Raw genomic sequence first — 23,282 nt, 5'->3', positions numbered from 1 at the left:
CTGGGCCCCTACAGCTTCATCAGGTTGCTGTCGTCGACCGAAGCCGAGTGCCTGGTACGGAAGATGCTCACGATGATCGCCAGGCCCACCACGACCTCGGCCGCCGCGACCACCATGGTGAAGAAGGCCAGGATCTGGCCGTCCAGGTTGTCGTGCAGCCGGGAGAAGGTGACCAGGGCCAGGTTGGAGGCGTTGAGCATCAGCTCCACGCACATGAACAGGACGATCGCGTTGCGCCGGATCAGCACCCCGGAGGCTCCGATGGTGAACAACAGGGCTGCGAGATAGAGGTAGTTGACCGGGTTCACTCGCCCTCCTCCTGGCGCTTCGCGGCGTCGTCCGTGGTCTTCTGGTGGTTCGGCACCGGCTCCAGCTCGGGGCGCGGTTGGCTGGGGAGCGCCGGCCGCTCGGAGGACGGGCGGCCCAGCCACTCGGCCGTGCTGTTCTCCAACTCGGCCATCCGGCGCAGCATGTCCTGGCTGACGTCGCGCATCTGGCCGCGCTCGCGCAGGGTGTTCATCACCGAGTCCTCGGCGATGGTGCCGTCCGGCAGCAGGCCCGCGATGTCCACCGCGTTGTGCCGGGCGTAGACGCCGGGCGCCGGCAGCGGCGGGACCTGCTTGTTCTCCCGGATCCGCTGGGCCGCCAGCTCCCGCTGGGTGCTGGGCGCCGTCACGTGCTCGCGGTGGGTCAGCACCATCGCGCCGACCGCCGCGGTGATCAGCAGCGCGCCGGTGACCTCGAAGGCCCAGACGTACTTGGTGAAGATCAGCCGGGCCAGGCCCTGCACGTTGCCCTCGGCGTTGGCCTCGGCCAGGCCGGGGAAGTGGCCCAGCTTCGCGTGCGCGATGCCGGCGATCAGCAGCACGCCGAAGCCCAGGCCGCAGAGCACCGCGGCCACCCGCTGGCCCTTGAGCTGCTCCTTGAGCGAGTCCTCGGAGGTGACGCCGACCAGCATCACCACGAAGAGGAAGAGCATCATGATCGCGCCGGTGTAGACCACGATCTGCACCACGCCGAGGAAGACCGCGCCCTGGGCCAGGTAGCAGATCGCCAGCGCGATCATGGTGGCGGCCAGGCAGAGCGCGCTGTGCACCGCCTTGCGCATCAGCAGCATGCCGAGCGCGCCGCCGACCGCGATCACCGCGAGTACCCAGAACTGGACCGCTTCGCCGGTGGAGGTCATGAACTCGCCTCCTTCTCGTGCTGCTCCTGGGTGAGGGTCCCGGGCGCGGCGTGGGTGACCTCGCCGCGGTAGTAGGCGCCCTCCTCGGTGCCCGGGTACATCGCATGCGGCGGCGCGACCATGCCCTCGGTCAGCCCGGAGAGCAGCTGCTCCTTGGTGAAGATCAGGTCGGCCCGCGAGGAGTCGGCCAGCTCGTACTCGTTGGTCATGGTCAGCGCGCGGGTCGGGCAGGCCTCGATGCACAGCCCGCAGAGGATGCAGCGCGCGTAGTTGATCTGGTAGACCGCGCCGTACCGCTCGCCCGGGGAGTAACGCTCCTCCTCGGTGTTGTCGGCGCCCTCCACGTAGATCGCGTCCGCCGGGCAGGCCCAGGCGCACAGCTCGCAGCCGACGCACTTCTCCAGGCCGTCGGGGTGACGGTTGAGCTGGTGGCGGCCGTGGAACCGGGGGGCGGTGGGCTTCTTCTGCTCCGGGTACTGCTCGGTCAGCCGCTTCTTGAACATGGCCGTGAAGGTCACGCCGAAGCCTGCGGCCGGGCCCAGCAGCGACGGCTTGTCGTCGGACTCTGGCATCTCGGTTCAGCTCCCTTCGGACTGGTTGGCGCCGCTGTTCGCACTGCCGTTGGCGCCGTTCAGCGCGTCTTCCAACTGCTGCTGCGGCGCAGTTGCCTGGGGCACCCGGCTGCGCCGACGCGGCACCGGGGGCAGTTGCTGGCCCGGCAGCGGCGGGACGGGGTAGCCGCCCGCCATCGGGTCGAACTCACCCTCGGGCGGGGTGCCTTGCGCTGCCACGGCGCCGCCCTGCGGCTCCTCCTTGGACCGGAACGCGTCCCAGAGCAGCGAGAGCAGCAGCACCGCGGCCACCGGCGCGCCCACGTAGAGCACCACCCGGCCGAAGCCCTCGCCCTCGTTGCGCAGCGCCCGGACGCTGGCCACCATCACCAGCCAGACCAGCGAGACCGGGATCAGCACCTTCCAGCCGAGCTTCATGAACTGGTCGTAGCGCAGCCGGGGCAGCGTGCCGCGCAGCCAGATGAAGAAGAAGAGCAGCAGCTGGATCTTGATGATGATCCAGAGCATCGGCCACCAGCCGTGGTTGGCGCCGGCCCAGAAGGTGGAGATCGGCCACGGGGCCCGCCAGCCGCCCAGGAAGAGCGTGCTGGCGACCGCCGAGACGGTGACCATGTTGACGTACTCGGCCAGCATGAACATCGCGAACTTCAGCGAGCTGTACTCGGTGTTGAAGCCGCCGACCAGCTCGCCCTCGGCCTCCGGCAGGTCGAACGGCGCCCGGTTGGTCTCGCCGACCATCGCGATGATGTAGACGATGAACGAGACCGGCAGCAACACCGCGAACCAGGTGGGCTGTTGCGAGTCGACGATCTGCGAGGTCGACATCGAGCCGGAGTAGATGAAGACCGCCGCGAACGAGAGCCCCATCGCGATCTCGTAGGAGATCATCTGGGCCGCCGACCGGACGCCGCCGAGCAGCGGGTAGGTCGAGCCGGAGGACCAGCCGGCCAGCACGATGCCGTAGATCCCGATCGAGGCGGTGGCCAGGATGTAGAGCAGCGCCACCGGCAGGTCGGTGAGCTGCATCGGGGTACGGGTGCCGAAGATCGAGATCTCGTCGTTGGCCGGGCCGAACGGGATCACCGCGATCGCCATGAAGGCCGGGATCGCGCAGATCACCGGGGCCAGGATGTAGACCACCTTGTCCGCCCCGGAGACCACCAGGTCCTCCTTGAGGGCGAGCTTCACACCGTCGGCCAGCGACTGCAGCAGGCCCCAGGGGCCATGCCGGTTGGGGCCGATCCGCAGCTGCATCCAGGCGACGACCTTGCGCTCCCAGACGATCGCGACCAGCACGGTGATCAGCAGGAAGGCGAAGCAGAAGACCGCCTTGATGACGACCAGCCACCACGGGTCCCGCCCGAAAAAGCCGAGCGTCTGGTAGCCGGCGGCCAATGTCCAGTGCGTCATTGCTCCTCCCCTCCTGCCGGGGCGATGGTGACCAGGTGGCCGACCGTGGTGCCGAGCGTGCGGTGCACGCCCTGGTCGGTGGAGTTGAGCGGCAGCCAGACGGTGCGCTCCGGCATCTCCGCGGTGATCTCCAGCGGCAGCACCAGCGAGCCCGCCGGGCCGCTGACCCGCAGCCGGCCCCCGCTCGCGCCGATCTCGGCGGCGGTGCCGGGCGAGAGCCGGGCGACGGCGGCGTGCCGGGTGCCGGCCAGGTGCTCGTCGCCCTGCTGGAGGGTGCCGCGGTCCAGCAGCAGCCGCCAACCGGCCAGCACCGCCTGCCCGGTGGCGGGCCTGGGCAGCGGGGCCGGGTGACCGGCCGGCGCGGCCGGGCGGTCACCGGTCCACGGGGTGAAGGCGTCCAGCTCGCGCCGCGCGGCCCGCAGGTCGGGCAGTGCGAGCCGGTGGCCGAGTGCGTCCGCCAGCATGTTCAGCACCCGGACGTCCGACTGGAGATGACGGCCCATCTGCTGATCCGGCTTCAGCGCGGCCTCGAAGAGCCGGACCCGGCCCTCCCAGTCCAGGAAGGTGCCGGCCTTCTCGGCGACGGCGGCCACCGGCAGCACCACGTCGGCGTGTTCGGTGACGGCCGAGGGCCGCAGCTCCAGCGAGACCACGAAGCCGACCCGGGTCAGGGCCTCCTCGGCGAGCTGCGGGTCGGGCAGGTCGTCGGGGTCGACGCCGCCGATCAGCAGCGCGTCCAGATCGCCGTGCGCGGCGGCGGCCAGGATCTGGCCGGTGTCGCGGCCCAGCCGGGCGGGCAGTTCGGCCACACCCCAGGCGGCGGCGGTCTCGGCCCGCGCGGCCGGGACGCCGACCGGACGGCCGCCCGGCAGCAGGCCGGGCAGCGCACCGGCCTCCAGCGCGCCGCGCTCGCCGGCCCGGCGCGGGATCCAGGCAAGCTTGGCGCCGGTGGCGTGCGCCAGGCGCAGCGCCGAGGTCAGCGCGCCGGCCGTCTGGGCGAGGCGCTCGCCGAGCAGGATCACCGCGCCGGGCTGCCGCAGCAGTTCGGCGGCCCGTCCGGCCTCGTCGCTCAGCGGCTCCTCGGCCGCCAGCGCGCCGAGCCACTCGGCCTCGGTGCCGGGGGCGGCCGGCAGCAGCGCGCCGCCGAGCTTGCCCAGGCCCCGCGAGTGGTGGTCGGCGATCGCGAAGACCTTCAGGCCCTTGCGGCTCGCCTTGCGCAGCCGCAGGAAGACGATCGGCGACTCCTCCTCGGGCTCGAAGCCCGCGAGCAGCACGCCCGGAGCCGCTTCCAGCGCCGCGTACGTGACACCGCTGCCGTCCAGATCGACGCCGCGCCCGGCAACGGCGACGGCCAGGAAGTCCGCCTCCTCACCGCTGTGCGGGCGGGCCCGGAAGTCCACGTCGTTGGTGCCGAGCACCACCCGGGCGAACTTGGCGTAGCCGTAGGCGTCCTCGACCGTCACCCGGCCGCCGGTCAGCACGGCGGCGCGGGCGCCGGTCAGGCCCTCGGCGGCGGCGGCCAGCGCCTGCGGCCAGGAGGTGGCCACCAGCTCACCGGTGGCCTGGTCGCGGACCAGCGGGCTGGTCAGCCGGTCGCGCTGCTGGGCGTAGCGGAAGGCGAACCGGCCCTTGTCGCAGTTCCACTCCTCGTTGACGTCCGGGTCCTCGCCGGCCAGCCGGCGCAGCACCTTGCCGCGCCGGTGGTCGGTGCGCTGCGCGCAGCCCGAGGAGCAGTGCTCGCAGACGCTGGGCGAGGAGACCAGGTCGAAGGGGCGGGAGCGGAACCGGTAGGCGGCCGAGGTGAGGGCGCCGACCGGGCAGATCTGGATGGTGTTGCCGGAGAAGTACGACTCGAAGTCGTCGCCCGCGCCGATGCCCACCTGCTGGAGGGCGCCGCGCTCCAGCATCTCGACGAACGGGTCGCCGGCGATCTGCTCGGAGAAGCGGGTGCAGCGGGCACAGAGCACGCAGCGCTCGCGGTCCAGCAGCACCTGGCTGCTGATCGGGATCGGCTTCTCGTAGGTCCGCTTCATGCCCTCGAAGCGGGAGTCGGCCGAGCCGGTGGACATCGCCTGGTTCTGCAGCGGGCATTCGCCGCCCTTGTCGCAGACCGGGCAGTCCAGCGGGTGGTTGATCAGCAGCAGCTCCATCACGCCGCGCTGCGCCTTCTCGGCGACCGGCGAGCTGACCTGGGTGCGGACCACCATGCCCTCGGCGACCGGGATGGTGCAGGAAGCGACCGGCTTGCGCTGGCCCTCGATCTCCACGATGCACTGCCGGCAGGCGCCGGCCGGATCGAGCAGCGGGTGGTCGCAGAACCGCGGCACCTGGGTGCCGATCTGCTCGGCCGCCCGGATCACCAACGTGCCCTTGGGGACCTGGACTTCGACGCCGTCGATGGTGAGCGTGACGAGCTCGACCGAAGTCTTCGGACCCGCGGCGGAGCCGCTGATGTCACCAGTCGTGATGGTCACGCGTGCACCTCCCTCTCGGTGGCGGGCTGGGGGGCCTTGGCCTGCTTGGCGTCGGCCCAGACGGTGGCGGCGGCCGGGTCGAACGGGCAGCGGCGCTCGGCCAGGTGCTGCTCGTACTCGGCGCGGAAGTACTGCAGCGAGGAGGAGATCGGGCTGGCCGCGCCGTCGCCGAGCGCGCAGAAGGACTTGCCGTTGATGTTGTCGGCGATGTCCAGCAGCTTCTCCAGGTCGCCCGCCTCGCCGGCGCCGGCCTCGATCCGCTTGAGCAACTGGACCAGCCAGTAGGTGCCTTCGCGGCACGGGGTGCACTTGCCGCAGGACTCGTGGGCGTAGAACTCGGTCCACCGGGTGACCGCGCGCACCACGCAGGTGGTCTCGTCGAAGATCTGCAACGCCTTGGTGCCGAGCATCGAGCCGGCCGCGCCCACGCCTTCGTAGTCGAGCGGGACGTCGAGGTGCTCGTCGGTGAACATCGGGGTGGAACTGCCGCCCGGGGTCCAGAACTTGAGCCGGTGACCGGACCGCACCCCGCCGCTGATGTCCAGCAGTTGACGGAGCGTCACGCCCAGTGGCGCCTCGTACTGCCCGGGGTTGGTGACGTGCCCGGAGAGCGAGTAGAGGGTGAATCCGGGCGACTTCTCGGTGCCCAGCGAGGTGAACCACTCCTTGCCGCGGGCCAGGATCGACGGCACCGAGGCGATCGACTCCACGTTGTTGACCACGGTCGGGCAGGCGTACAGGCCCGCGATCGCCGGGAACGGCGGGCGCAGCCGCGGTTGGCCGCGCCGGCCCTCCAGCGAGTCGAGCAGCGCCGTCTCCTCGCCGCAGATGTAGGCGCCGGCGCCCGCGTGCACGGTGATGTCGAGGTCGACGCCGGAGCCGAGGATGTCCCGGCCCAGGTAGCCCGCCTGGTACGCCTCGGCGACGGCCGCGTGCAGCCGGCGCAGCACCGGCACCACCTCGCCGCGCAGGTAGATGAAGGCGTGCTCGCAGCGGATCGCGTAGGAGGCGATCACCATGCCCTCGATCAGCGCGTGCGGATTGGCGAAGAGCAGCGGGATGTCCTTGCAGGTCCCGGGCTCCGACTCGTCCGCGTTGACCACCAGGTAGTGCGGCTTGCCGTCGTTCTGCGGGATGAACTGCCACTTCAGCCCGGTCGGGAACCCGGCGCCGCCGCGACCGCGCAGGCCGGACTCCTTGACCAGGGCGATCAGCGCGTCGGGGTCCATCGCCAGCGCCTTGCGCAGGCCCTGGTAGCCCTCGTGGCGGTGGTAGGTCTCCAGCGACCACGGGCGGTGGTCGTCCCAGGAGGCGGAGAGCACGGGGCTGAGCAGCTTCTCGGCCGGCTCGGTGGCGGTCATCACGCCTCCGTCCCTTCGGCTCGGGGGGAGACCACGCGGGCGCCCGGGGCGCCCGGCAGCGACTCGCCCTTGGCGAGGCGCAGACCGGCCAGCGACGGGGCGCCGCCCGCGCCGGACTCCTCGTTGGCGCCCTCCCGGGTGTCGGGGAAGCCCGACAGGATCCGGGCCGTCTGCTTGAACGAGCAGAGCTTGGCGCCACGGGTGGGACGCACCTCGGCGCCCGCCCGCAGGTCGTCGACCAGCTGCTTGGCGCTCTGCGGCGTCTGGTTGTCGAAGAACTCCCAGTTGACCATCACCACCGGCGCGTAGTCGCAGGCCGCGTTGCACTCGATGTGCTCGATCGAGAGCTTGCCGTCCTCGGTGGTCTCGTTGTTGCCGATCCCGAGGTGCTCCTGGAGTTCCTCGAAGATCTGGTCGCCGCCGAGCACCGCGCAGAGCGTGTTGGTGCAGACCCCCACGTGGTACTCCCCGGCGGGCCGGCGCCGGTACATGGTGTAGAAGGTGGCGACCGCCGTGGCCTCGGCCGTGGTGAGCTCCAACTGCTCGGCGCAGAACCGGATCCCGGTCGCGCTGACGAAGCCCTCCTCGGCCTGGACCAGGTGCAGCAGCGGCAACAGCGCGGAGCGGGCCTGCGGATAGCGGGCGATCAGCTCCTTCGCGTCCACGGCGAGGCGCGCGTGCACCTCCGGTGGATACGGCTTGGCCGGCAGCGCCGGCAGGCCGAGGTCAGTGCTGTTCAACGGTCCACGCCTCCCATCACCGGGTCGATCCCGGCCACCGCCACGATCACGTCGGCCACCTGGCCGCCCTCGCACATCGCCGCCATCGACTGCAGGTTGGTGAACGACGGGTCCCGGAAGTGCACCCGGTACGGGCGGGTCCCGCCGTCGCTCACCACGTGCACGCCGAGTTCGCCCTTCGGCGACTCGACCGCCACGTACGCCTGGCCGACCGGGACCCGGAAGCCCTCGGTGACCAGCTTGAAGTGGTGGATCAGGGCCTCCATCGAGGTGCCCATGATCTTCCGGATGTGGTCCAACGAGTTCCCCAGGCCGTCCGGCCCGAGGGCCAGTTGGGCCGGCCAGGCGATCTTCTTGTCGGCCACCATGACCGGCCCCGGGCGCAGCCGCTCCAGGCACTGCTCGACGATCCGCAGCGACTGCTTCATCTCCTCCAGGCGGATCAGGAACCGCCCGAAGGAGTCCGCGGTGTCCGCCACCGCGACGTCGAAGTCATAGGACTCGTAACCGCAGTAGGGCTCCGACTTGCGCAGGTCGTGCGGCAGGCCGGTGGCCCGCAGGATCGGCCCGGTGGCGCCGAGCGCCAGGCAGCCGGCCAGGTCCAGGTGGCCGACGTCGACCAGCCGGGCCTTGAAGATCGGGTTGCCGGTGGCCAGCTTGTCGTACTCGTGCATCCGGGAGCGGAAGAGCTTCACGGCCTCGCGGATCTGGTCGACCGCGCCCGGGGGCAGGTCCTGGGCCAGGCCGCCGGGGCGCACGTAGGCATGGTTCATCCGCAGCCCGGTGACCAACTCGAAGATGTCCAGGATGAGTTCGCGGTCCCGGAAGCCGTAGATCATCAGCGTGGTGGAGCCGATCTCCATGCCGCCGGTGGCCAGGCAGACCAGGTGCGAGGAGATCCGGTTCAGCTCCATCATCAGCACCCGGATCACGGTGGCGCGGTCCGGGACCTGGTCGGTGATGCCGAGCAGCTTCTCCACCGCCAGGCAGTACGCGGTCTCGTTGAAGAGCGGGGTGAGGTAATCCATCCGGGTGACGAAGGTGGTGCCCTGCACCCAGGAGCGGAACTCCATGTTCTTCTCGATACCGGTGTGCAAGTAGCCGATGCCGCACCGGGCTTCGGTCACCGTCTCGCCGTCGATCTCCAGGATCAGCCGCAACACCCCGTGGGTGGAGGGGTGTTGCGGACCCATGTTGACGATGATGCGCTCGTCGTCGGCCCGCGCGACGGCGTCGACCACCTCGCCCCAGTCGCCACCGGTGACGGTGAAGACCCGGCCCTCGGTGGTCTCGCGCGCTCCCGCTTCGTATTCGGCCGTCTTGTTCTCAGAAGACTTGGGCATCAGGAGTACGACCTCCGCTGGTCGGGTGCCGGGATCTGGGCGCCCTTGTACTCGACGGGAATCCCGCCGAGCGGGTAGTCCTTGCGCTGCGGGTGGCCCAGCCAGTCGTCCGGCATCATGATCCGGGTCAGCGCCGGGTGGCCCTCGAAGACGATGCCGAAGAAGTCGTAGGTCTCGCGCTCGTGCCAGTCGTTGGTCGGGTAGACGCTCACCACCGACGGGATCCGCGGGTCGGCGTCCGGCGCGGTGACCTCGATCCGGATCAGCCGGGTGTGGGTGATCGACCGCAGGTGGTAGACGGCGTGCAGCTCGCGCCCCGTCTCGCTCGGGTAGTGCACGCCGCTGACGCCCAGGCAGAGTTCGAAGCGCAGCGCCGGGTCGTCGCGCAGGATCCGGACGGTCTGCAGGAGGTGCTCGCGGGCGATCTGGAAGGTCAGCTCGCCACGGTCGACCACGGTCTTCTCGATCACCGCGGCCGGCACCAGGTCCTGCTCCTCCAGCGCCCCCTCCAGCTCGTCGGCCACCTCGTCGAACCAGCCTCCGTACGGGCGTTCGGCCGGTGCGGGCAGCACGATGGCAGCCGCCAGGCCGCCGAAGCCGGAGGTGTCGCCGCTGCCCTGGGCGCCGAACATGCCCTGGCGCTTGCCGATCACCTCGACGGGGAGTTCGGCGCGACCGTTCGGGATCGGGACCTCGGGGGTGTTGTCAGGGGTCTTGTCGGGGGTCTTGTCGGGGGTGTTGCCGCTCATCGCTGCTGCCACCCCATCTCGCTGGTCGGCATCGCGTGCAGCGCGAGTTCCTCGGCCTCGTCCTGCGCCCGCCGCTTGTTCACGCCGAGCGGCTCGTGCTGGATCTTCTGGTGCAGCTTGAGGATCGCGTCCATCAGCATCTCCGGACGGGGCGGGCACCCCGGCAGGTAGATGTCCACGGGAACGATGTGGTCGACGCCCTGGACGATCGCGTAGTTGTTGAACATCCCGCCCGAGGACGCGCAGACGCCCATCGAGATGACCCACTTCGGATTCGCCATCTGGTCGTAGACCTGGCGCAGCACCGGAGCCATCTTCTGGCTCACCCGCCCCGCCACGATCATCAGATCGGCCTGCCGGGGCGAACCGCGGAAGACCTCCATGCCGAACCGGGCCAGGTCGTAGCGGCCGGCCCCGGTGGTCATCATCTCGATGGCGCAGCAGGCCAGCCCGAAGGTGGCCGGGAAGACCGAGGCCTTTCGCACCCAGCCCGCGGCACTCTCCACCGTGGTGAGCAGAAAGCCGCTCGGCAGCTTCTCCTCGATTCCCATCTACCCATCCCTCTCAGTGGCCTCAAATCCAGCTGATCGCGGCGCTGTTGGTGCCGTCAGTACCGCGCTAGTCCCACTCCAGGCCGCCGCGCCGCCACACGTACGCGTAGGCGACGAAGACGGTGGCGATGAACAGGAGCATCTCGACCAGCCCGAAGATCCCCAGGGCGTCGAAGCTGACCGCCCACGGGTAGAGGAAGACGATCTCGATGTCGAAGACGATGAAGAGCATCGCCGTCAGGTAGTACTTGATCGGGAACCGCCCGCCGCCCAGTGGCTGCGGGGTCGGTTCGATACCGCACTCGTAGGCTTCCAACTTGGCCCGGTTGTAGCGCTTCGGGCCGGTCAGCGAAGCCATCACGACGGAGCCGATCGCGAACGCCGCCGCGATGGCACCGAGTACGAGGATCGGCGCGTAGGCATTCATCCGCCCTCGCTCCCTCCGTCCAGTCGTCCTTGACTGCAGATCGGAATCACCGGGTCACCGTGGGGTGATCCAGCCGTCCGGTTCCCGAGATCCACCCCATGTGAGGCAGTTCACAAAGCCCGGATCGAGCGCATCCTATGCCCGTCGGCTTGTGATCTGCGACACGCGTTCCGAGGTGATCTTTGTGATCTACGACACCTCGCAGACCGGTAGCCATGGCGACAAGTCGCGAGATATGAACGCAACGGACCCAGATGGTCGCAAACTGTCATATTCCTTGGCCAAGCCGCTGGTCAAAGCGACTTGCCTATATCAACTATGCGGCGATCATGGCAAATTTCCAGGCCTCATGTTGACGTGATAGAGCCCCTCCCTCGCAGGGGTGACGAGGGAGGGGCACGCGCTTGACCCTTGGTTCACAAGCGCACGAATGGCGGGCAGGATGGGCTCGGCGGAGCGCCCACCCCAGGAGATCAAGCCGGCTCGGCCACCAGGCCGCTCGCCGGCAGGACCGCGCGGCGGCCCGCTTCGGTGCCGGCCAGGACCAGCAGGCCGCCGAGCAGGGCCGGGGCGCCGAGGCGGTCGCCGCCCAGCGCGATGCCGAAGACGGCGGCCCAGAGGGGTTCGGTGCCCAGCAGCAGGCTGACCCGGGAGGGAGAGGTGGCGCGCACGGCCCGCATCTGGACGAAGAACGCGAAGAGCGTGCAGAACAGCGAGAGGTAGAGCAGCAGGCTCCACTGACCGAGCGACCAACCGGCCGCCACCCGCCAGGGCGCGGGGCCGCCGAACGGCGCGGCGATGGCGAACACCACTGCGGCGGCTGCTAGTTGCACCCAGGTCAGGGCGAGTGAGTCGATCCCGCGCAGCGCCCGGCTGCGCGACATCGCCAGCACGTGCACGGTCCGCGTCAGCGCCGCGCCGAGCACCAGCAGGTCCCCGAACGAGGGCGCCTGAAGACCCGCGCCCTCGGTCAGCAGCCCGACGCCGAGCAGCGAGAGAGCGGCGGCACCGAGGAACGCACGCGGTATCGCGGTGCGGCTCAGCAGGCTCTCGGCGAGCGGGGTGAGGATCATCGTCAGGCTGATGATCAGCCCGGCATTGGTGGCCGAGGTGTGCACCACCCCGTAGCTCTCCAGCAGGAAGATCCCGCCCAGGATCACCCCGAGCAGCGCCGCCCCCCGCCACTGCGCCGCCCCCAGCGTGCGCAACCCGCGCCAGGCGAACACCCCGAAGACCGGCAGCACCACCGTGAACCGCAGCACCAGCATCGGCAGCACGGTGTGGGCGTCGGTCAGTTGCTTGACGGCGAGGTAACTGGACCCCCAGACCACCGCCACCGCGAGCAGCGGCAGATCGGCGAGCAGCGAACGGGAAGCGGCCAGGTCGGCTGCTTGTGAAGCGCTTCGCATGGGGGTCCGTCCGTCGGGGGGCGTAGATCGGATCATCGTTTCGCGGCTACGCCTTGGTGATCAACGGCTTTTGGCCATTAGGCTGCCGCTCGCCGGCGGCGGTGCGGCGGCGAACGCCCGGGCCGCACGCGGGCCCGGCCCGGCTCAGCCCTGGGCCCCTCGGCAAACAACCCGAGTGTCGGTACCGCCTCAGTGCCCTGCCGGACACCATGGCAGTACCGAAGGAGGTGAGAGGAACCGTGAGCGTGGCCACCACTGAGCACAGCGGGCCCTGGACCGTGGAAGACGTCCTGACTCTGCCCGAAGACACCCACCACCGGATCGAACTGGTCGGGGGTGCGCTGCTGATGAGCCCGAACCCCGGCGTCCCCCACCAGCGGGCCAGCTCCCGGCTCGCCGTGCTCCTGGGTGCCGCCATCGAGGCCTGCGGAGCCCCGTTCGAGGTCCTGGAGGCGGTCAACGTCATCGTCCCCGACGGCCTGCTCATCCCCGACCTGGTGATCGCCGACGCCGACGCTGCCGCCGAGGCCGGCACCACGCTGAGCGCACACAACATCGTCGTGGCCGTCGAGATCGCCTCGCCCTCCACCCGTGTCACGGACAAGAAGATGAAGCCCGCCCTGTACGCGGCGGCTGGCATCCCCCACTACTGGCGACTCGAGCTCGAGCCCGCACCCCGCCTCTACCTCGGCCAACTTGAGCGCGGCGCCTACGTCGACCGCCTGGTTCAGGTCGGCGAGACCACCGCTCTGACCGAGCCTTTCCCACTCGACCTCGACCCCACCGCGCTCCGCCGGTAGACCAGGCCGATCCGGAACACCGAACGGCCTCGGCCATCACGGCCGGCACCAGCGCCGCACAGAGGAAGCCGGCATCGTCGACTTCACCGGACGCCTGCTCACGGACCTGGCGCGAGCCGGACACGTCGAAGCGCTGCGCCAAGCGTCGAGTTGGCGCGGGCCTCGGAGCCCTTGGCCGATCTCGCGCCACTCGCGCTACTCCTCACCCAGTGGCGGCACAGCGCCGAGGTTTCATCCGGGCCGAAGTGAACAGGGAATCCGTCGAGACTCGCTGGCATTGAGGACAGCATCTGACCTCATTGCCTCGTAACGTCATCCGTACCGGACAACGACGAGGGAAGGCCGAGACCATGACCACCACCGAGAACCCCATCACCGGCGAGCACGCGGACCTGCTGGCCACCCTGGACAAGCACCGCAACTTCCTTCGCCACACCACGAAGGGGCTGACCGACGAGCAGGCCGCACTCACGCCGACCGTGAGCGCGCTCTGTCTGGGCGGGCTGATCAAGCACGTGACGCAGGTCGAGCGGCGGTGGTTCGACTTCACGCAGCGCGGCGCCGAGGCCATGTCCGGCGGGTTCGAGGAGCACATGGCCGGCTTCCGCATGGAGCCCGGTGAGACGCTGGCCGGTCTGCTGGCCGCGTACGACGACGCGGCGAAGCGGACCGACGCCATGCTGACCTCGCTGGCGGACCTGAACGAGAGCCACCCGCTGCCCAAGGCCCCGTGGTTCGAGCCCGGCGCCAGCTGGTCGGTGCGGCGCGTGATGCTGCACGTCATCGCCGAGACCTCGCAGCACGCGGGCCACGCCGACATCATCCGCGAGGCCATCGACGGTCAGAAGACGATGGGCTGACCGTCCTTCAGGAGCGCGGCTCCGCCGGTGCTGCGGTCCTCATGTCAGATCGCCGCGCCTGACACCGGTGATGAAGGCGGCGAAGGAGGGGGCGGGGAAGACGAGTGCGGGGCCGGCGGGGTCCTTGGAGTCACGGACGGGGGTGACGCCCGGGAAGCCGTCGGCGACCTCGATGCAGTTGTTCTGCGAGGAGTTGCTGTGGCTGGACTTCCGCCACACGGCAGCGCTCAGGCCAGGGGCGGCAGGTCCCATGCGTACCGTTCCTCCATCACGTTCCGGATGAAGGCAGCCGACATCTCGGGATCGAGCGCAGCAGCCTGGATCCGATCGTAAACGAGGGTAAACCGAGCGACCTTCTCCGCGTCCTCGAAGAACCGGCCGGTGTGAAGCCCCTCGGTGTACGCCGCCCGGGAACCGTCAGGCATCGTGAGCAGGCACAGCGATCCACCCAGCGCATTGAGATCGAGCGCACCGAACGGGACCACCTGGATTTCGACCCGGGGCCGCTTGCCGAGTTCCAACAGGTGGAGCAGCTCCGCGCCCATCACCGCCCGCCCGCCGACGTTCCGGTAGAGAGCCGACTCATCCAACGTGAGCCGGTACCACGGCGGATCCTCGCGGTCGAAGATCCGCTGTCGAGCGAGCCGAATCGGAAGCTTTCCTGCCACGGGCGGCTCCCCAACAGCCTCCCCAGCTGTGAACATCGCTCGCACGTAGTCCTCGGTCTGCACCAGCCCAGGGATCACCAGGCCGTACTCCTGGATGATCCTGGCCTGCCCTTGCCGCATCAGGAAGAGCCGAGCGTAGTCGTCAACCCTCTCGAGCCCGAGGTGACCCCAGAGTTCAATCAGGTCTCCCTGCGCATCCAGCGCCGCATCCAGCAGCACGATCAGATGCGGCCCCGGCGGATCCGTCGCCAACTCGATCTGGGCGATCCGGTTGTGCGACACGAAGATCATCTGCCCGAGCTGCTTCTGCGTCAGCCCCTTCGCCTCCCGCCGCTTCCGCACCTGGTTCCCCAGATAGTGCTCCAGCGAGATGGTGGGATCAAGTTCCTTCGGAGCCGGCATGACCACTCCCTCGTTCACAACATGGCCGGTTGAAGACTCCCCCTCTGGCGATGCTAACTCCACAGCGCCACGCTAGGTACACGGATCGTGAGATTCGGCCCCAGCAAGCGCACGGAGAGTCAGATATGACTGATCATCAGACTTACCCACCCCCGCCCCCCACCTTCGACCGCAGCCTCCCCTCGTGCGAGTGCCCGGCCGACTGCGGAGGTCGCCCCGAGGCGCTGCTCCGGCTGGCTCCCGCCTACCCCACGGTCCGCGACGACGGCACCGCCAAGCCGCCCGAGCACCCCCACTCCCCCACCAAGCGCGGCGAGTTGGTCCACGACACGCTCAACCAGCGCACCGGCGTCTTCATGGACCGCGTCGGCCAGCTCGTCTACCTGCGCCCCGCTCGCGGTGGCCCGGAGTGGGAGGTCGACGCCAAGTGGCTGGTGAGCGACCGGTGAACCTCCGTGCGCACCGCCAAGCCGCCTCCGCGCTGGACGAGTTGACCACCGCACTCGACGACGCGGAAGTCGATATCCCCGACCTTTCGGCCGGCTGGCGCATCACGCCCGCCGGGACCGTCCTGGTCCAGTTCCGTCCCCTGCTCCCCATCGAGGTACTCCGCCTCGCCCAGGCCATCCGCCCGCCGGACGCCCGGACGTGACGGGAGCCGTCAGCCTCAGCTGACGTCTCCAACTGGCGTGTTGTCGCTCGCTGACGCCAGGCGACAACACGCCTGCCACACCGGAGGCACCCACCGTCCGACCACCACTCCCGCCGTTGCCTATCCGCGGCAGGGAGAGGCAGCGCCACGCACCTTCGGCCAATACTCGACTCATGGACACGACGGTGCGGCTCGGCGACTTCCTGCAGGCGCGGCGCTCCCGGCTGCGGCCCGAGGACGCCGGGGTGCCCACCTACGGAGAGCGCCGGCGGGTGCCCGGGCTGCGGCGCGAGGAGCTGGCGATGCTGGCGGGTGTGAGTGCCTCGTACTACGCCCGGCTGGAGCAGGGGCATTCGCTGAACGCCTCGCCCCAGGTACTGGACGCGATCGCCCGGGCGCTGCGGCTGGATGAGTCCGAGCGGCTGCACCTGCACGACCTGGCCCGGGCGCACCAGCCCCGCGGCCGGGGCCGGTGGCCCGCACCGGAGCGGCTGAGCGAAGCGGCTCGGCAGTTGCTGGACGCGCTGCCGGACGCCCCGGCGGTCGTGGTCGGCCGCCGCAGTGACGTCCTGGCATGGAACCCGCTGGGACACGCGCTGTTCGCCGGGCACCTGGACCCGGCTGCCCCGGACCGGGCGGCCGAACGCCCCAACATGGCCAGGCTGGTGTTCCTCGACCAGCACACCCGCGAGCTGTACGCGGACTGGACGAGCAAGGCCAAGGCGGCGGTCGGGACGCTGCGCCTGCGGGCGGGGCAGTACCCGGACGACCCGGCGCTGCACGCGCTGATCGGTGAACTGAGCGCGAGGAGCGCCGAGTTCGCCACCATGTGGGCCGACCACCGGGTCAAGGCCGGCCACATCGCGAGCTACGAGATGCGGCACCCGCTGATCGGGACGCTGACCGTCACCCAGCAGACCCTGAGCCACGGGCCCGGCCCGAACATCCTGGTCGGCACGGTGGCGGCGGGCTCGCCTTCGCGGGCCGCGCTCTCGCTGCTCGCCCGAGCCATCGCCCCGGTCGAGACCCCGAACAACAACCGGGTCAGCACCCGCTGACCCCAGCCTTCCCCCTCTCACCCCAATCACCCCTGTGCGTCGGCGGATCGCTGCCGCATGCCCGAAAACCGTGAAGGAACCATGTTCAAGAAACTCTCCAAGGCCGCTGTTTCGGCTGCCGTGCTGGTCGCGGCCGCTGTCACGACGCTCACCCCGGCCTCCGCGTCGGCGTCGGCCTCCACCGCCTCCGCGTCCGCCCCGCTGAGCGATGCGCGGATCGCCGCGCACTTCGACCTGACCAAGGGGCAGACGCCGGAGAACGTCGCCCTGGCGCCGGACGGCTCCGCGTACGTCACCTTCGCCAAGGGCCGTCAGGTGGCCGAGGTCTCCCCGACCGGCGCGGTCCGGATCCTGGCCACCCTGCCTGCGCCCGCCGACGGCGGCGTCCACACCCCGGCGCTGGGCTTCCCGCTCACCCTCGGCATCGTCCGCGCCCAGGACGGCACCCTGTACTTCCTCTACGCCACCGGCACCGCCGACCTCACCGGCGTGTGGCGCCTGCGCCCGGGCGGCCAGCCGCAGCGGATCGCCGCGCTGCCCGCGAACGGCCTGCCCAACGGCCTGGCCCTGGACCCGTGCAGCCACACGCTCTACGTCACCGACTCCGTCCTCGGCACCATCTGGAGCGTGCCCACCGGCGGCGGCACCGCCACCGCCTGGTCCACCGCCCCCGAGCTGGCCGCCACCGGCTTTCTGGGCGCCAACGGCCTGAAGATCCACAACGGGGCCGTCTGGGCCACCAACCTCGACCAGGGCACCGTCCTGCGCATCCCCGTCCTGCGAGGCGGCCGGGCCGGCACGGTCCACACAGAGGCCACCGGCCTGGCCGGGATCGACGACTTCGCCTTCACCGGCCACGGCGACCAGCTGCTCGCCGCCCTCAACGGCCCGGGCGAGGTCGCACTGGTCCAGCCCGACGGCAGCCACTCCCTCGTGCTGACCTCGGCCGACGGCCTGCAGAACCCCACCTCGATCGCCCTGCGCGGCGACACCGTCTACGTCCTGAGCGCCGCCTACCTCACCGCCCAGGACCCCAACCTGATCCTCGCCCACCTCAACGAGTAGCCCCGGGGCCGCAACCGCCGTGCCGGTCAGCCCGCTTCGAGCACCGGCACGGCGGGCGCACGGCCCACGCGCTCCCGCAGCCCCAGCACCGCGTACACCCCGCCCGCCACCACCAGCAGCGCCGAGCCGGTGAGCACGGTGTCGTAGCCGCCCACGTGCAGACCGGCGACCTGGCCGTGGAAGCCGTGCAGCACGGTGCCGACCCAGAGGGTCAGCGTGGTGTCGAAGACGTAGTCACCCGTCTGCGACACCGACTGGCCGGCCCAGAGCAGGGTGAAGTCGCAGTTGATGAGGCGCACGGGTGCACAGCCTGACATGAACGTTCGTTCGTGTCAGTGGTTTCGAAGGAACGACTCCGGGGCAGTTGGGCATGACGTTGTGCGCATGACATGCCGTCATCTCCCGAGAGGCCTCACATGACCCGCCGCACCCGCCTCGCCGCCACCGCAGCCGCCGCCACCCTGGTGCTCTGCGCGACCAGCGCCGCCTCCGCCGCCACCACCGTGACGCCGAACGCCAAGGCAGGCACCACCCGGACGCCGTCGGCCGCGCCGAACTGCGGCTTCACCAAAGCCGTGCCGGCCGACCGGTTCAAGGGCATTCCGGTGTTCGACGCGACCGAGGCCGCCAAGCCGTACCACGCGACGCTGCGCACCACCCAGGGCGCGATCACGTTCCAGGCGCTGACCGCGGCCGCGCCGTGCACCACCTTCTCGTTCCGGTTCCTGGCGGAGCACGACTACTTCAACCGGACCCACTGCCACCGCCTCACCACCCAGGGCATCTTCGTGCTGCAGTGCGGGGACCCGACCGGCACCGGCAGCGGCGGGCCCGGCTACTCGTTCAACGACGAGAACCTGACCGGCGCCACCTACCCGGCCGGCACGGTGGCGATGGCCAACGCCGGCCCGAACACCAACGGCAGCCAGTTCTTCTTCGTCTGGAAGGACACCAAGCTGCCTGCGGCCTACACCCCGTTCGGCACGGTGACCGGCGGCCTGGACGTGCTGCAGAAGATCGCCGCCGCCGGTGAGGACGACCAGAACGGCGCCGGGGACGGCTTCCCGACCCTGCCGGTGGACATCAAGTCGGTGAAGATCAGCGACCGTTGACCGCGTCGGGGGCCGGCGCCGCGACCGGCGCCGGCCCCCGCACGGTTGCGACGGGACGACGGCGACCGGGTAGGGCGCGTCAGGCGTTGGGCGCCACCCGGGCCAGCCCGTTGATGATCCGGTCCATCGCGTCCCCGCCCTGCGGGTCCGTCAGGTTCGCCAGCAGCTTCAGGGTGAACTTCATCAGCATCGGGTGGGTCAGCCCGCGCTGGGTGGCGATCTGCATGATCTTCGGGTTGCCGATCAGCTTCACGAACGCCCGGCCCAGCGTGTAGTAGCCGCCGTAGACGTCCTTGAGCGTCGCCGGGTAGGCCTGCAGCGCCCGCTCACGGCCGCCGTCGGTGACCCGGGCCTGGGCCTGCACGATGGTGCGCGCGGCGATCTGGCCCGACTCCATCGCGTAGGCGATGCCCTCGCCGTTGAACGGGTTGACCAGGCCGCCCGCGTCGCCGACCAGCAGCAGGCCGCGGGTGTAGTGCGGCTGCCGGTTGAAGGCCATCGGCAGCGCGGCGCCGCGGATCGGGTCGGTCATGTTCTCGGGGGTGTAGCCCCACTCCGCCGGCATGCTCGCGCACCAGGACTTGAGCACCTCGCGCCAGTCCAGCTCGCCGAAGGCGGGCGAGGAGTCGAGGATGCCCAGGCCCACGTTGGAGGTGCCGTCGCCCATGCCGAAGATCCAGCCGTAGCCGGGCAGCAGCTTCTTCTCGTGGCCGCGGGTGTCCCACAGCTCCAGCCAGGACTCCAGGTAGTCGTCCGAGCCGCGCGGGGAGGTGAAGTACGTCCGGTAGGCCACGCCCATCGGGCGGTCCTCGCGCCGGTGCAGGCCCATGGCCAGCGAGAGCCGAGTGGAGTTGCCGTCGGCGGCCACCACCAGCGGGGCGCGGAAGGTGACTTCGCGCTTCTCGGCGCCCAGCTTGGCCGTCACGCCGGTGATCCGGCCGGTGCGCTCGTCCAGGACCGGACCGCTGACGTTGCACCGCTCGTACAGCTTGGCGCCGGCCCTCTCGGCCTGGCGGGCGAGCAGTTCGTCGAAGTCGGCCCGCTTGCGGACCAGCCCGTAGTCCGGGAACGAGGCGAGCTCCGGCCAGTCCAGCTCCAGCCGGACCCCGCCGCCGATGATCCGCAGGCCCTTGTTGTGCAGCCAGCCGTTGCCGGTGGAGACGTCGATCCCCATGTCCACCAGCTGCTTGGTGGCCCGCGGGGTCAGCCCGTCGCCGCACACCTTCTCGCGCGGGAACGCCGTCTTCTCCAGCAGCAGCACGTCCAGCCCGGCCTGGGCCAGGTAGTACGCGGTGGTCGAGCCCGCCGGGCCGGCCCCGACCACGATGACGTCAGCGGAGCTCTCTACGGCGGTCTCGGTCACGACGGGCACACTCCTGAGCACTGCTGCGGGGCACCGGCTCGAGCTGGACTGGCCGGCCGAAGGTCCCCAGCAGTCTAAACGGTGTGCTCTCCAGGGGGCCGAGCGACTGCCCAGAGGTCCTCGAAACGCTGGATCCGTTTCACCACCGTGTCGTGGTTGAGCACCAGCAGGGTGCGGGCGATCACCGGCGCCGCCTGCGGCCCCTCGCCCTCGTCGGTGTTCTGTTCGTAGCTGATCGCCCCGTCGAAGACGATGAAGTCGGACATCGGGCGGCGGGCCCAGGGCGCGAGTTCCTCCATCGCCACCGTCCGGACGTTGATGCCGAGCATCGCCTGGGCGCCGGCCACCTTCAGCGTCTCGTCGGGGGTCTCCTGATCGGGCTTGCGCAGCACGAAGACCCGGCGCACCGGCACCCCGCGGCGCACCGCCGAACGCTGCGCGTCGAGGTAGCGCCGGCCCAGTCCGCTGCCCCAGAAGCCGCTGTCCATCGAGGTGCTGATCGCGTCGATGGAGACCGTGGCGCTGTGCGTGAGGGTGAGCAGCCAGTCCTGGTCCTCGCCGTCGTAGGCGGCCTGGCCGGCCTGCAGCTCCTTCATCATGTCGGAGAGCCGGCGGATCTCGCGCTGCGCGAAGTCCCGCACGATCGGCGTGCCGTCCTCCCCCAGTTCCGAGGCGTTGTGGACCAGTTCGCCCATCAGGCCGTTCCCCAGCCGGCCCGTCTCCATCAGCTGGAACAGCCGAGTCGCCTCGCTGACCCGGGTGAAGCCGGCCTCCACCAGGTCCTGCGCCTTCTGGGTGTGGCCCTCCATCAGCTGCTGCACGACCCCCGTGTGCTCAGCCAGTACCTCCTCGACGCCGACCAGCCGCGCGTCGAACTCCAGCAGGAACTCGACCAGCAGGGCGACGCCGCCCACCAGGACCGAGAGGTTGACGCTCTCGACGATCGACTGTCTGGTCAGCAGCGTGATCATCAGGGTGGTGCCACCCGAGACCGTGGTGGTGATGATCTTGCGAAGCAGTGGCGATATCCCGTGTTCCCGTTCCGTTGCCATACGGGCCCCCGTACTCGGTGTTGGCGAAGGTGCCGGTCGGTGGTGCCGGTCGGTGGTGCCGGTCAGTGGCGCCGGTCAGTCCCCTTGGTAGGAGTGCGCCGGCAGGCCGATGGCCTGCAGCGCCAGGTGGTCGCGGATGCGCTGGACGGTGGCCGCCCACTGGCGGGTGAAGCCGGGTCGGGTCTCCAGGCCCGCCCAGATCGGGGCGAGCGCCCGGTCCACCCGGGCGCCGGGCATCCACAGGTGCAGCAGGTGGTCGACGGCCGGCCGCAGCCGCAGCAGCGGCTCGGGGCCGGGCGCCGAACCGAGGCCGCTGCGCTCGACCAGCTGGACCAGGGTGGTCAGCAGCCAGTCGTGCAGCGCCAGGTCCTCGCAGAAGGCGGCAACTGCCACCGGGTCCACCCGCTCCAGGGTGAGCCGCAACGTGCGCAGCGTGCCGTCCTCGATGGTGAAGAGCGCGCCCGGCCCGTCGCCGCCCGGCTCGGCGCGGGTGGCCGTCCAGAGCAGCCGGGTGCGCCGGGATCTGAACGGCGCCCGGCGGTCCAGCACCCGCCGGCCCTGGAGGTCCGTCAGCAGCCGCTCGGCGATCGCCCCGAGGTCCAGGGCGCCGCCGGGCAGGCGGTCGGCCGACAGGTGGCCGTCGACCAGATCCGCGCCGGCCAGCCGCCCTGACGGCTCCACAGTGCCCGGGCGGGCCAGGTAGTGGCCCCAGGGCAGCCGCAGGCTCCCGCCGGTGGCGGCGATCCGCACCCGGACCGAGGCCTGCAGCAGCCGGCCCTCGGTGAGCACCGCGCGCGAGGTTGCCGTCCCGACCCCGCGCACCGCCCGGCCCGAGGCGGTCGGCAGCGGGCAGTCCACGCCGGTCAGCAGGTCGGGCGAGACGGCCTGGCCCGAGGGGCGCTCCGAGGTCCGCACCCGCTCGCCGTGCCGCAGTTGCAGCAGCTGGCCGGCGGCGGCGCGGGGCAGCGCCACCGAGTGCTGCAGCAGGGCGGTCCTGACCTCACCGATCAACAGGTCCGGGCCAGCTGGCGGGCCGACAGTCGAGAAAGGCTCCGAGGGGCGCGTCATGACGGCGCGTGGAAGACGTAGTTGATCCGGTCGGTGACGTCGTCCGGCATGGTCAGCCCCTCCCGCTCGGCCCGCTCGGCGATCTGCCGGAGCACCGACTCCTCGGGCGACCACTGGGCGAGGATCACCCGCACGGCGTGCTCGATCGGCAGGAACCGCGACGCCAGCACCGAGCAGGTCCGGTAGGCCGCGAACGGGTCGGCGGCCGGGTTGAGCCGGACCAGCGGCGGCAGGCTGTCCCAGGAGGCGGGAAACGTCTCCTCGCGCGGGACCGGCGCCAGCACCTCCTGCCCCTGGTCGCGCAGCAGGCCCAGGCGCAGCAACTGCCAGACGGCGGCCAGGAACGGGCAGGACCAGGTGCGCCGCCCCTCGTGCTCGTCCCAGAGCTCGACGTCCAGGAAGACCGAGTGCCGGCGCGCCTCGATCTCGCGCGGCGGTTGCCAGCCGGCGGCCGCCTGCATCGCCTCGCCCGGCTGGTCAGAAGGCGAGCGTTCGCCGTTGCTCAGCCAGCCGACCTCGGTGGCCGGCGGGCGCGAACCGTTGCTGCCCAGCGGCGGCGACTGCACCAGCCGAGCCTCCGCCAACCGGGCCGGCCGCACCGCGCCCACCTCGGCGCAGGCCGACTCGCGGGCCAGGTAGTCGATCACCAGGCCGCACTCGGCCGCCTCGGCGAGCACCTGGGGCAGCACCTCGGCGGGCGAGGAGAACCGGGTGAAGTAGTCGTCGATCAGGAAGCAGGTGCTGATCCGGGGCCGCCGCCCGCCGGTCCTGGTGGCGGCCGCCCGCGCCGCGTCCGCCCACGGCTTGACCCGGGCGAACTGCTCGCGCAGTCGCCCGGGGCCGGCCGCGAAGTCGTCCATGTAGAGGTGGCCCAGCTCCAGGGACAGGTGCGAGAGCGGGAGTTGTGTGGTGCGCGGATCCGAGGAGACCTCCCGGAACGTGGTATCCATCAAGCCCCCC

General features: G+C 70.8%; 26 protein-coding genes. 7 read left to right on the top strand and 19 right to left on the bottom strand.

Going from position 1 to position 23,282, the window contains the following annotated elements; translation table 11 throughout:
- Positions 1–8: 8 nt before the first annotated feature.
- The 12 genes from nuoK to ABH937_RS12270 form a co-directional block, all read right to left on the bottom strand.
- Entirely contained in the window at positions 9–308 is a 300-nt protein-coding gene (gene nuoK, locus ABH937_RS12325; protein ID WP_280689654.1) for an NADH-quinone oxidoreductase subunit NuoK, read from the bottom strand.
- Positions 305–1,186 (bottom strand): NADH-quinone oxidoreductase subunit J, encoded by an 882-nt coding sequence (locus ABH937_RS12320; protein WP_280689655.1) that lies wholly within the window; start codon positions 1,184–1,186, stop codon positions 305–307. Before ABH937_RS12320 ends, nuoK begins: the two co-directional genes overlap by 4 nt.
- On the bottom strand, positions 1,183–1,758 hold the full coding sequence (nuoI, locus tag ABH937_RS12315; RefSeq protein ID WP_280689656.1) for an NADH-quinone oxidoreductase subunit NuoI: 576 nt from the start codon (positions 1,756–1,758) through the stop codon (positions 1,183–1,185). The genes ABH937_RS12320 and nuoI overlap by 4 nt, the downstream gene beginning before the upstream one ends.
- Before the next feature lie 6 nt (positions 1,759–1,764).
- Complete coding sequence (nuoH, locus tag ABH937_RS12310) at positions 1,765–3,168, bottom strand: NADH-quinone oxidoreductase subunit NuoH (protein WP_280689657.1); 1,404 nt, start codon at positions 3,166–3,168, stop codon at positions 1,765–1,767.
- Positions 3,165–5,642 carry an NADH-quinone oxidoreductase subunit G gene (locus tag ABH937_RS12305; RefSeq protein ID WP_280689658.1) on the bottom strand — a complete coding sequence of 826 codons (2,478 nt, stop codon included), beginning with the start codon at positions 5,640–5,642 and terminating at the stop codon, positions 3,165–3,167. The genes nuoH and ABH937_RS12305 overlap by 4 nt, the downstream gene beginning before the upstream one ends.
- Positions 5,639–7,003, bottom strand: a complete 1,365-nt coding sequence (gene nuoF, locus ABH937_RS12300; RefSeq protein ID WP_280689659.1) for an NADH-quinone oxidoreductase subunit NuoF — start codon at positions 7,001–7,003, stop codon at positions 5,639–5,641. Before nuoF ends, ABH937_RS12305 begins: the two co-directional genes overlap by 4 nt.
- Positions 7,003–7,743, bottom strand: a complete 741-nt coding sequence (gene nuoE / locus ABH937_RS12295) for an NADH-quinone oxidoreductase subunit NuoE (protein WP_280689660.1) — start codon at positions 7,741–7,743, stop codon at positions 7,003–7,005. The genes nuoF and nuoE overlap by 1 nt, the downstream gene beginning before the upstream one ends.
- Positions 7,740–9,086, bottom strand: a complete 1,347-nt coding sequence (locus ABH937_RS12290; RefSeq protein ID WP_280689661.1) for an NADH-quinone oxidoreductase subunit D — start codon at positions 9,084–9,086, stop codon at positions 7,740–7,742. Before ABH937_RS12290 ends, nuoE begins: the two co-directional genes overlap by 4 nt.
- Positions 9,086–9,835, bottom strand: coding sequence for an NADH-quinone oxidoreductase subunit C (locus tag ABH937_RS12285; RefSeq protein ID WP_370218203.1), 750 nt, complete (start codon positions 9,833–9,835; stop codon positions 9,086–9,088). The genes ABH937_RS12290 and ABH937_RS12285 overlap by 1 nt, the downstream gene beginning before the upstream one ends.
- Complete coding sequence (locus ABH937_RS12280; protein ID WP_280689663.1) at positions 9,832–10,386, bottom strand: NADH-quinone oxidoreductase subunit B family protein; 555 nt, start codon at positions 10,384–10,386, stop codon at positions 9,832–9,834. The genes ABH937_RS12285 and ABH937_RS12280 overlap by 4 nt, the downstream gene beginning before the upstream one ends.
- Positions 10,387–10,453: 67 nt before the next feature.
- Positions 10,454–10,813, bottom strand: a complete 360-nt coding sequence (locus ABH937_RS12275; RefSeq protein WP_280689664.1) for an NADH-quinone oxidoreductase subunit A — start codon at positions 10,811–10,813, stop codon at positions 10,454–10,456.
- Between the two features lie 473 nt (positions 10,814–11,286).
- Positions 11,287–12,222 carry a DMT family transporter gene (locus tag ABH937_RS12270; protein ID WP_370218201.1) on the bottom strand — a complete coding sequence of 312 codons (936 nt, stop codon included), beginning with the start codon at positions 12,220–12,222 and terminating at the stop codon, positions 11,287–11,289.
- Positions 12,223–12,467: 245 nt separating this feature from the next.
- Here ABH937_RS12270 and ABH937_RS12265 point away from each other — a divergent pair, with 245 nt between their 5' ends.
- Together ABH937_RS12265 and ABH937_RS12260 are read left to right on the top strand one after the other, a co-directional pair.
- Positions 12,468–13,022, top strand: coding sequence for a Uma2 family endonuclease (locus ABH937_RS12265; RefSeq protein ID WP_348533647.1), 555 nt, complete (start codon positions 12,468–12,470; stop codon positions 13,020–13,022).
- Between the two features lie 350 nt (positions 13,023–13,372).
- Positions 13,373–13,882 (top strand): DinB family protein, encoded by a 510-nt coding sequence (locus ABH937_RS12260; protein ID WP_280689667.1) that lies wholly within the window; start codon positions 13,373–13,375, stop codon positions 13,880–13,882.
- Positions 13,883–13,921: 39 nt separating this feature from the next.
- Here the strand turns inward: ABH937_RS12260 and ABH937_RS12255 are convergent, their stop codons facing one another.
- Positions 13,922–14,134, bottom strand: coding sequence for a DUF397 domain-containing protein (locus ABH937_RS12255; protein ID WP_280689669.1), 213 nt, complete (start codon positions 14,132–14,134; stop codon positions 13,922–13,924).
- Positions 14,110–14,952 carry a helix-turn-helix transcriptional regulator gene (locus ABH937_RS12250; RefSeq protein ID WP_280689670.1) on the bottom strand — a complete coding sequence of 281 codons (843 nt, stop codon included), beginning with the start codon at positions 14,950–14,952 and terminating at the stop codon, positions 14,110–14,112. The genes ABH937_RS12255 and ABH937_RS12250 overlap by 25 nt, the downstream gene beginning before the upstream one ends.
- Before the next feature lie 125 nt (positions 14,953–15,077).
- Here ABH937_RS12250 and ABH937_RS12245 point away from each other — a divergent pair, with 125 nt between their 5' ends.
- From ABH937_RS12245 to ABH937_RS12230, 4 genes are all read left to right on the top strand, one after another.
- Entirely contained in the window at positions 15,078–15,401 is a 324-nt protein-coding gene (locus tag ABH937_RS12245; protein ID WP_280689671.1) for a hypothetical protein, read from the top strand.
- Positions 15,398–15,604, top strand: a complete 207-nt coding sequence (locus ABH937_RS12240) for a hypothetical protein (protein ID WP_280689672.1) — start codon at positions 15,398–15,400, stop codon at positions 15,602–15,604. The genes ABH937_RS12245 and ABH937_RS12240 overlap by 4 nt, the downstream gene beginning before the upstream one ends.
- Positions 15,605–15,777: 173 nt before the next feature.
- On the top strand, positions 15,778–16,662 hold the full coding sequence (locus ABH937_RS12235) for a helix-turn-helix transcriptional regulator (RefSeq protein ID WP_280689673.1): 885 nt from the start codon (positions 15,778–15,780) through the stop codon (positions 16,660–16,662).
- 81 nt (positions 16,663–16,743) lie between these two features.
- Complete coding sequence (locus tag ABH937_RS12230) at positions 16,744–17,727, top strand: hypothetical protein (RefSeq protein ID WP_280689674.1); 984 nt, start codon at positions 16,744–16,746, stop codon at positions 17,725–17,727.
- A 26-nt stretch (positions 17,728–17,753) separates the two neighbouring features.
- On the opposite strand, the gene ABH937_RS12225 is transcribed toward ABH937_RS12230, so the two are convergent.
- Positions 17,754–18,026, bottom strand: coding sequence for a hypothetical protein (locus ABH937_RS12225; RefSeq protein ID WP_370218200.1), 273 nt, complete (start codon positions 18,024–18,026; stop codon positions 17,754–17,756).
- Positions 18,027–18,143: 117 nt separating this feature from the next.
- Here ABH937_RS12225 and ABH937_RS12220 point away from each other — a divergent pair, with 117 nt between their 5' ends.
- On the top strand, positions 18,144–18,839 hold the full coding sequence (locus ABH937_RS12220; protein WP_280689676.1) for a peptidylprolyl isomerase: 696 nt from the start codon (positions 18,144–18,146) through the stop codon (positions 18,837–18,839).
- 79 nt (positions 18,840–18,918) lie between these two features.
- On the opposite strand, the gene ABH937_RS12215 is transcribed toward ABH937_RS12220, so the two are convergent.
- From ABH937_RS12215 to ABH937_RS12200, 4 genes are all read right to left on the bottom strand, one after another.
- A complete protein-coding gene (locus tag ABH937_RS12215; RefSeq protein ID WP_280689677.1) occupies positions 18,919–20,202 on the bottom strand; it encodes a geranylgeranyl reductase family protein in 1,284 nt (427 codons plus the stop codon).
- 74 nt (positions 20,203–20,276) lie between these two features.
- A complete protein-coding gene (locus ABH937_RS12210; RefSeq protein WP_280689678.1) occupies positions 20,277–21,254 on the bottom strand; it encodes a DUF6879 family protein in 978 nt (325 codons plus the stop codon).
- 75 nt (positions 21,255–21,329) lie between these two features.
- The gene (locus ABH937_RS12205) at positions 21,330–22,265 is read right to left on the bottom strand and encodes an SCO2521 family protein (RefSeq protein ID WP_280689679.1); all 936 of its coding nucleotides are present in this window, start codon (positions 22,263–22,265) and stop codon (positions 21,330–21,332) included.
- Positions 22,266–22,318: 53 nt separating this feature from the next.
- Positions 22,319–23,275 (bottom strand): SCO2522 family protein, encoded by a 957-nt coding sequence (locus tag ABH937_RS12200; protein WP_370218199.1) that lies wholly within the window; start codon positions 23,273–23,275, stop codon positions 22,319–22,321.
- Between the last annotated feature and the right edge of the window lie 7 nt (positions 23,276–23,282).

It is taken from the genome of Kitasatospora sp. GAS1066B (genome assembly GCF_041262605.1).
Lineage (GTDB): Bacteria > Actinomycetota > Actinomycetes > Streptomycetales > Streptomycetaceae > Kitasatospora.
The sequence above is the reverse complement of the archived record's forward strand: the minus strand, read 5'-3'. Positions and strand labels throughout refer to the sequence as shown.

What these genes read in the sequence shown, in the direction of transcription:
- ABH937_RS12320 (WP_280689655.1), bottom strand. Translation starts at nt 1,186, where the DNA reads ATGACCTCCACCGGCGAAGCGGTCCAGTTCTGGGTACTCGCGGTGATC.
- nuoI (WP_280689656.1), bottom strand. Translation starts at nt 1,758, where the DNA reads ATGCCAGAGTCCGACGACAAGCCGTCGCTGCTGGGCCCGGCCGCAGGC.
- nuoH (WP_280689657.1), bottom strand. Translation starts at nt 3,168, where the DNA reads ATGACGCACTGGACATTGGCCGCCGGCTACCAGACGCTCGGCTTTTTC.
- nuoF (WP_280689659.1), bottom strand. Translation starts at nt 7,003, where the DNA reads ATGACCGCCACCGAGCCGGCCGAGAAGCTGCTCAGCCCCGTGCTCTCC.
- ABH937_RS12290 (WP_280689661.1), bottom strand. Translation starts at nt 9,086, where the DNA reads ATGCCCAAGTCTTCTGAGAACAAGACGGCCGAATACGAAGCGGGAGCG.
- ABH937_RS12285 (WP_370218203.1), bottom strand. Translation starts at nt 9,835, where the DNA reads ATGAGCGGCAACACCCCCGACAAGACCCCCGACAAGACCCCTGACAAC.
- ABH937_RS12280 (WP_280689663.1), bottom strand. Translation starts at nt 10,386, where the DNA reads ATGGGAATCGAGGAGAAGCTGCCGAGCGGCTTTCTGCTCACCACGGTG.
- ABH937_RS12275 (WP_280689664.1), bottom strand. Translation starts at nt 10,813, where the DNA reads ATGAATGCCTACGCGCCGATCCTCGTACTCGGTGCCATCGCGGCGGCG.
- ABH937_RS12270 (WP_370218201.1), bottom strand. Translation starts at nt 12,222, where the DNA reads ATGCGAAGCGCTTCACAAGCAGCCGACCTGGCCGCTTCCCGTTCGCTG.
- ABH937_RS12260 (WP_280689667.1), top strand. Translation starts at nt 13,373, where the DNA reads ATGACCACCACCGAGAACCCCATCACCGGCGAGCACGCGGACCTGCTG.
- ABH937_RS12255 (WP_280689669.1), bottom strand. Translation starts at nt 14,134, where the DNA reads ATGGGACCTGCCGCCCCTGGCCTGAGCGCTGCCGTGTGGCGGAAGTCC.
- ABH937_RS12250 (WP_280689670.1), bottom strand. Translation starts at nt 14,952, where the DNA reads ATGCCGGCTCCGAAGGAACTTGATCCCACCATCTCGCTGGAGCACTAT.
- ABH937_RS12245 (WP_280689671.1), top strand. Translation starts at nt 15,078, where the DNA reads ATGACTGATCATCAGACTTACCCACCCCCGCCCCCCACCTTCGACCGC.
- ABH937_RS12235 (WP_280689673.1), top strand. Translation starts at nt 15,778, where the DNA reads ATGGACACGACGGTGCGGCTCGGCGACTTCCTGCAGGCGCGGCGCTCC.
- ABH937_RS12230 (WP_280689674.1), top strand. Translation starts at nt 16,744, where the DNA reads ATGTTCAAGAAACTCTCCAAGGCCGCTGTTTCGGCTGCCGTGCTGGTC.
- ABH937_RS12220 (WP_280689676.1), top strand. Translation starts at nt 18,144, where the DNA reads ATGACCCGCCGCACCCGCCTCGCCGCCACCGCAGCCGCCGCCACCCTG.
- ABH937_RS12210 (WP_280689678.1), bottom strand. Translation starts at nt 21,254, where the DNA reads ATGGCAACGGAACGGGAACACGGGATATCGCCACTGCTTCGCAAGATC.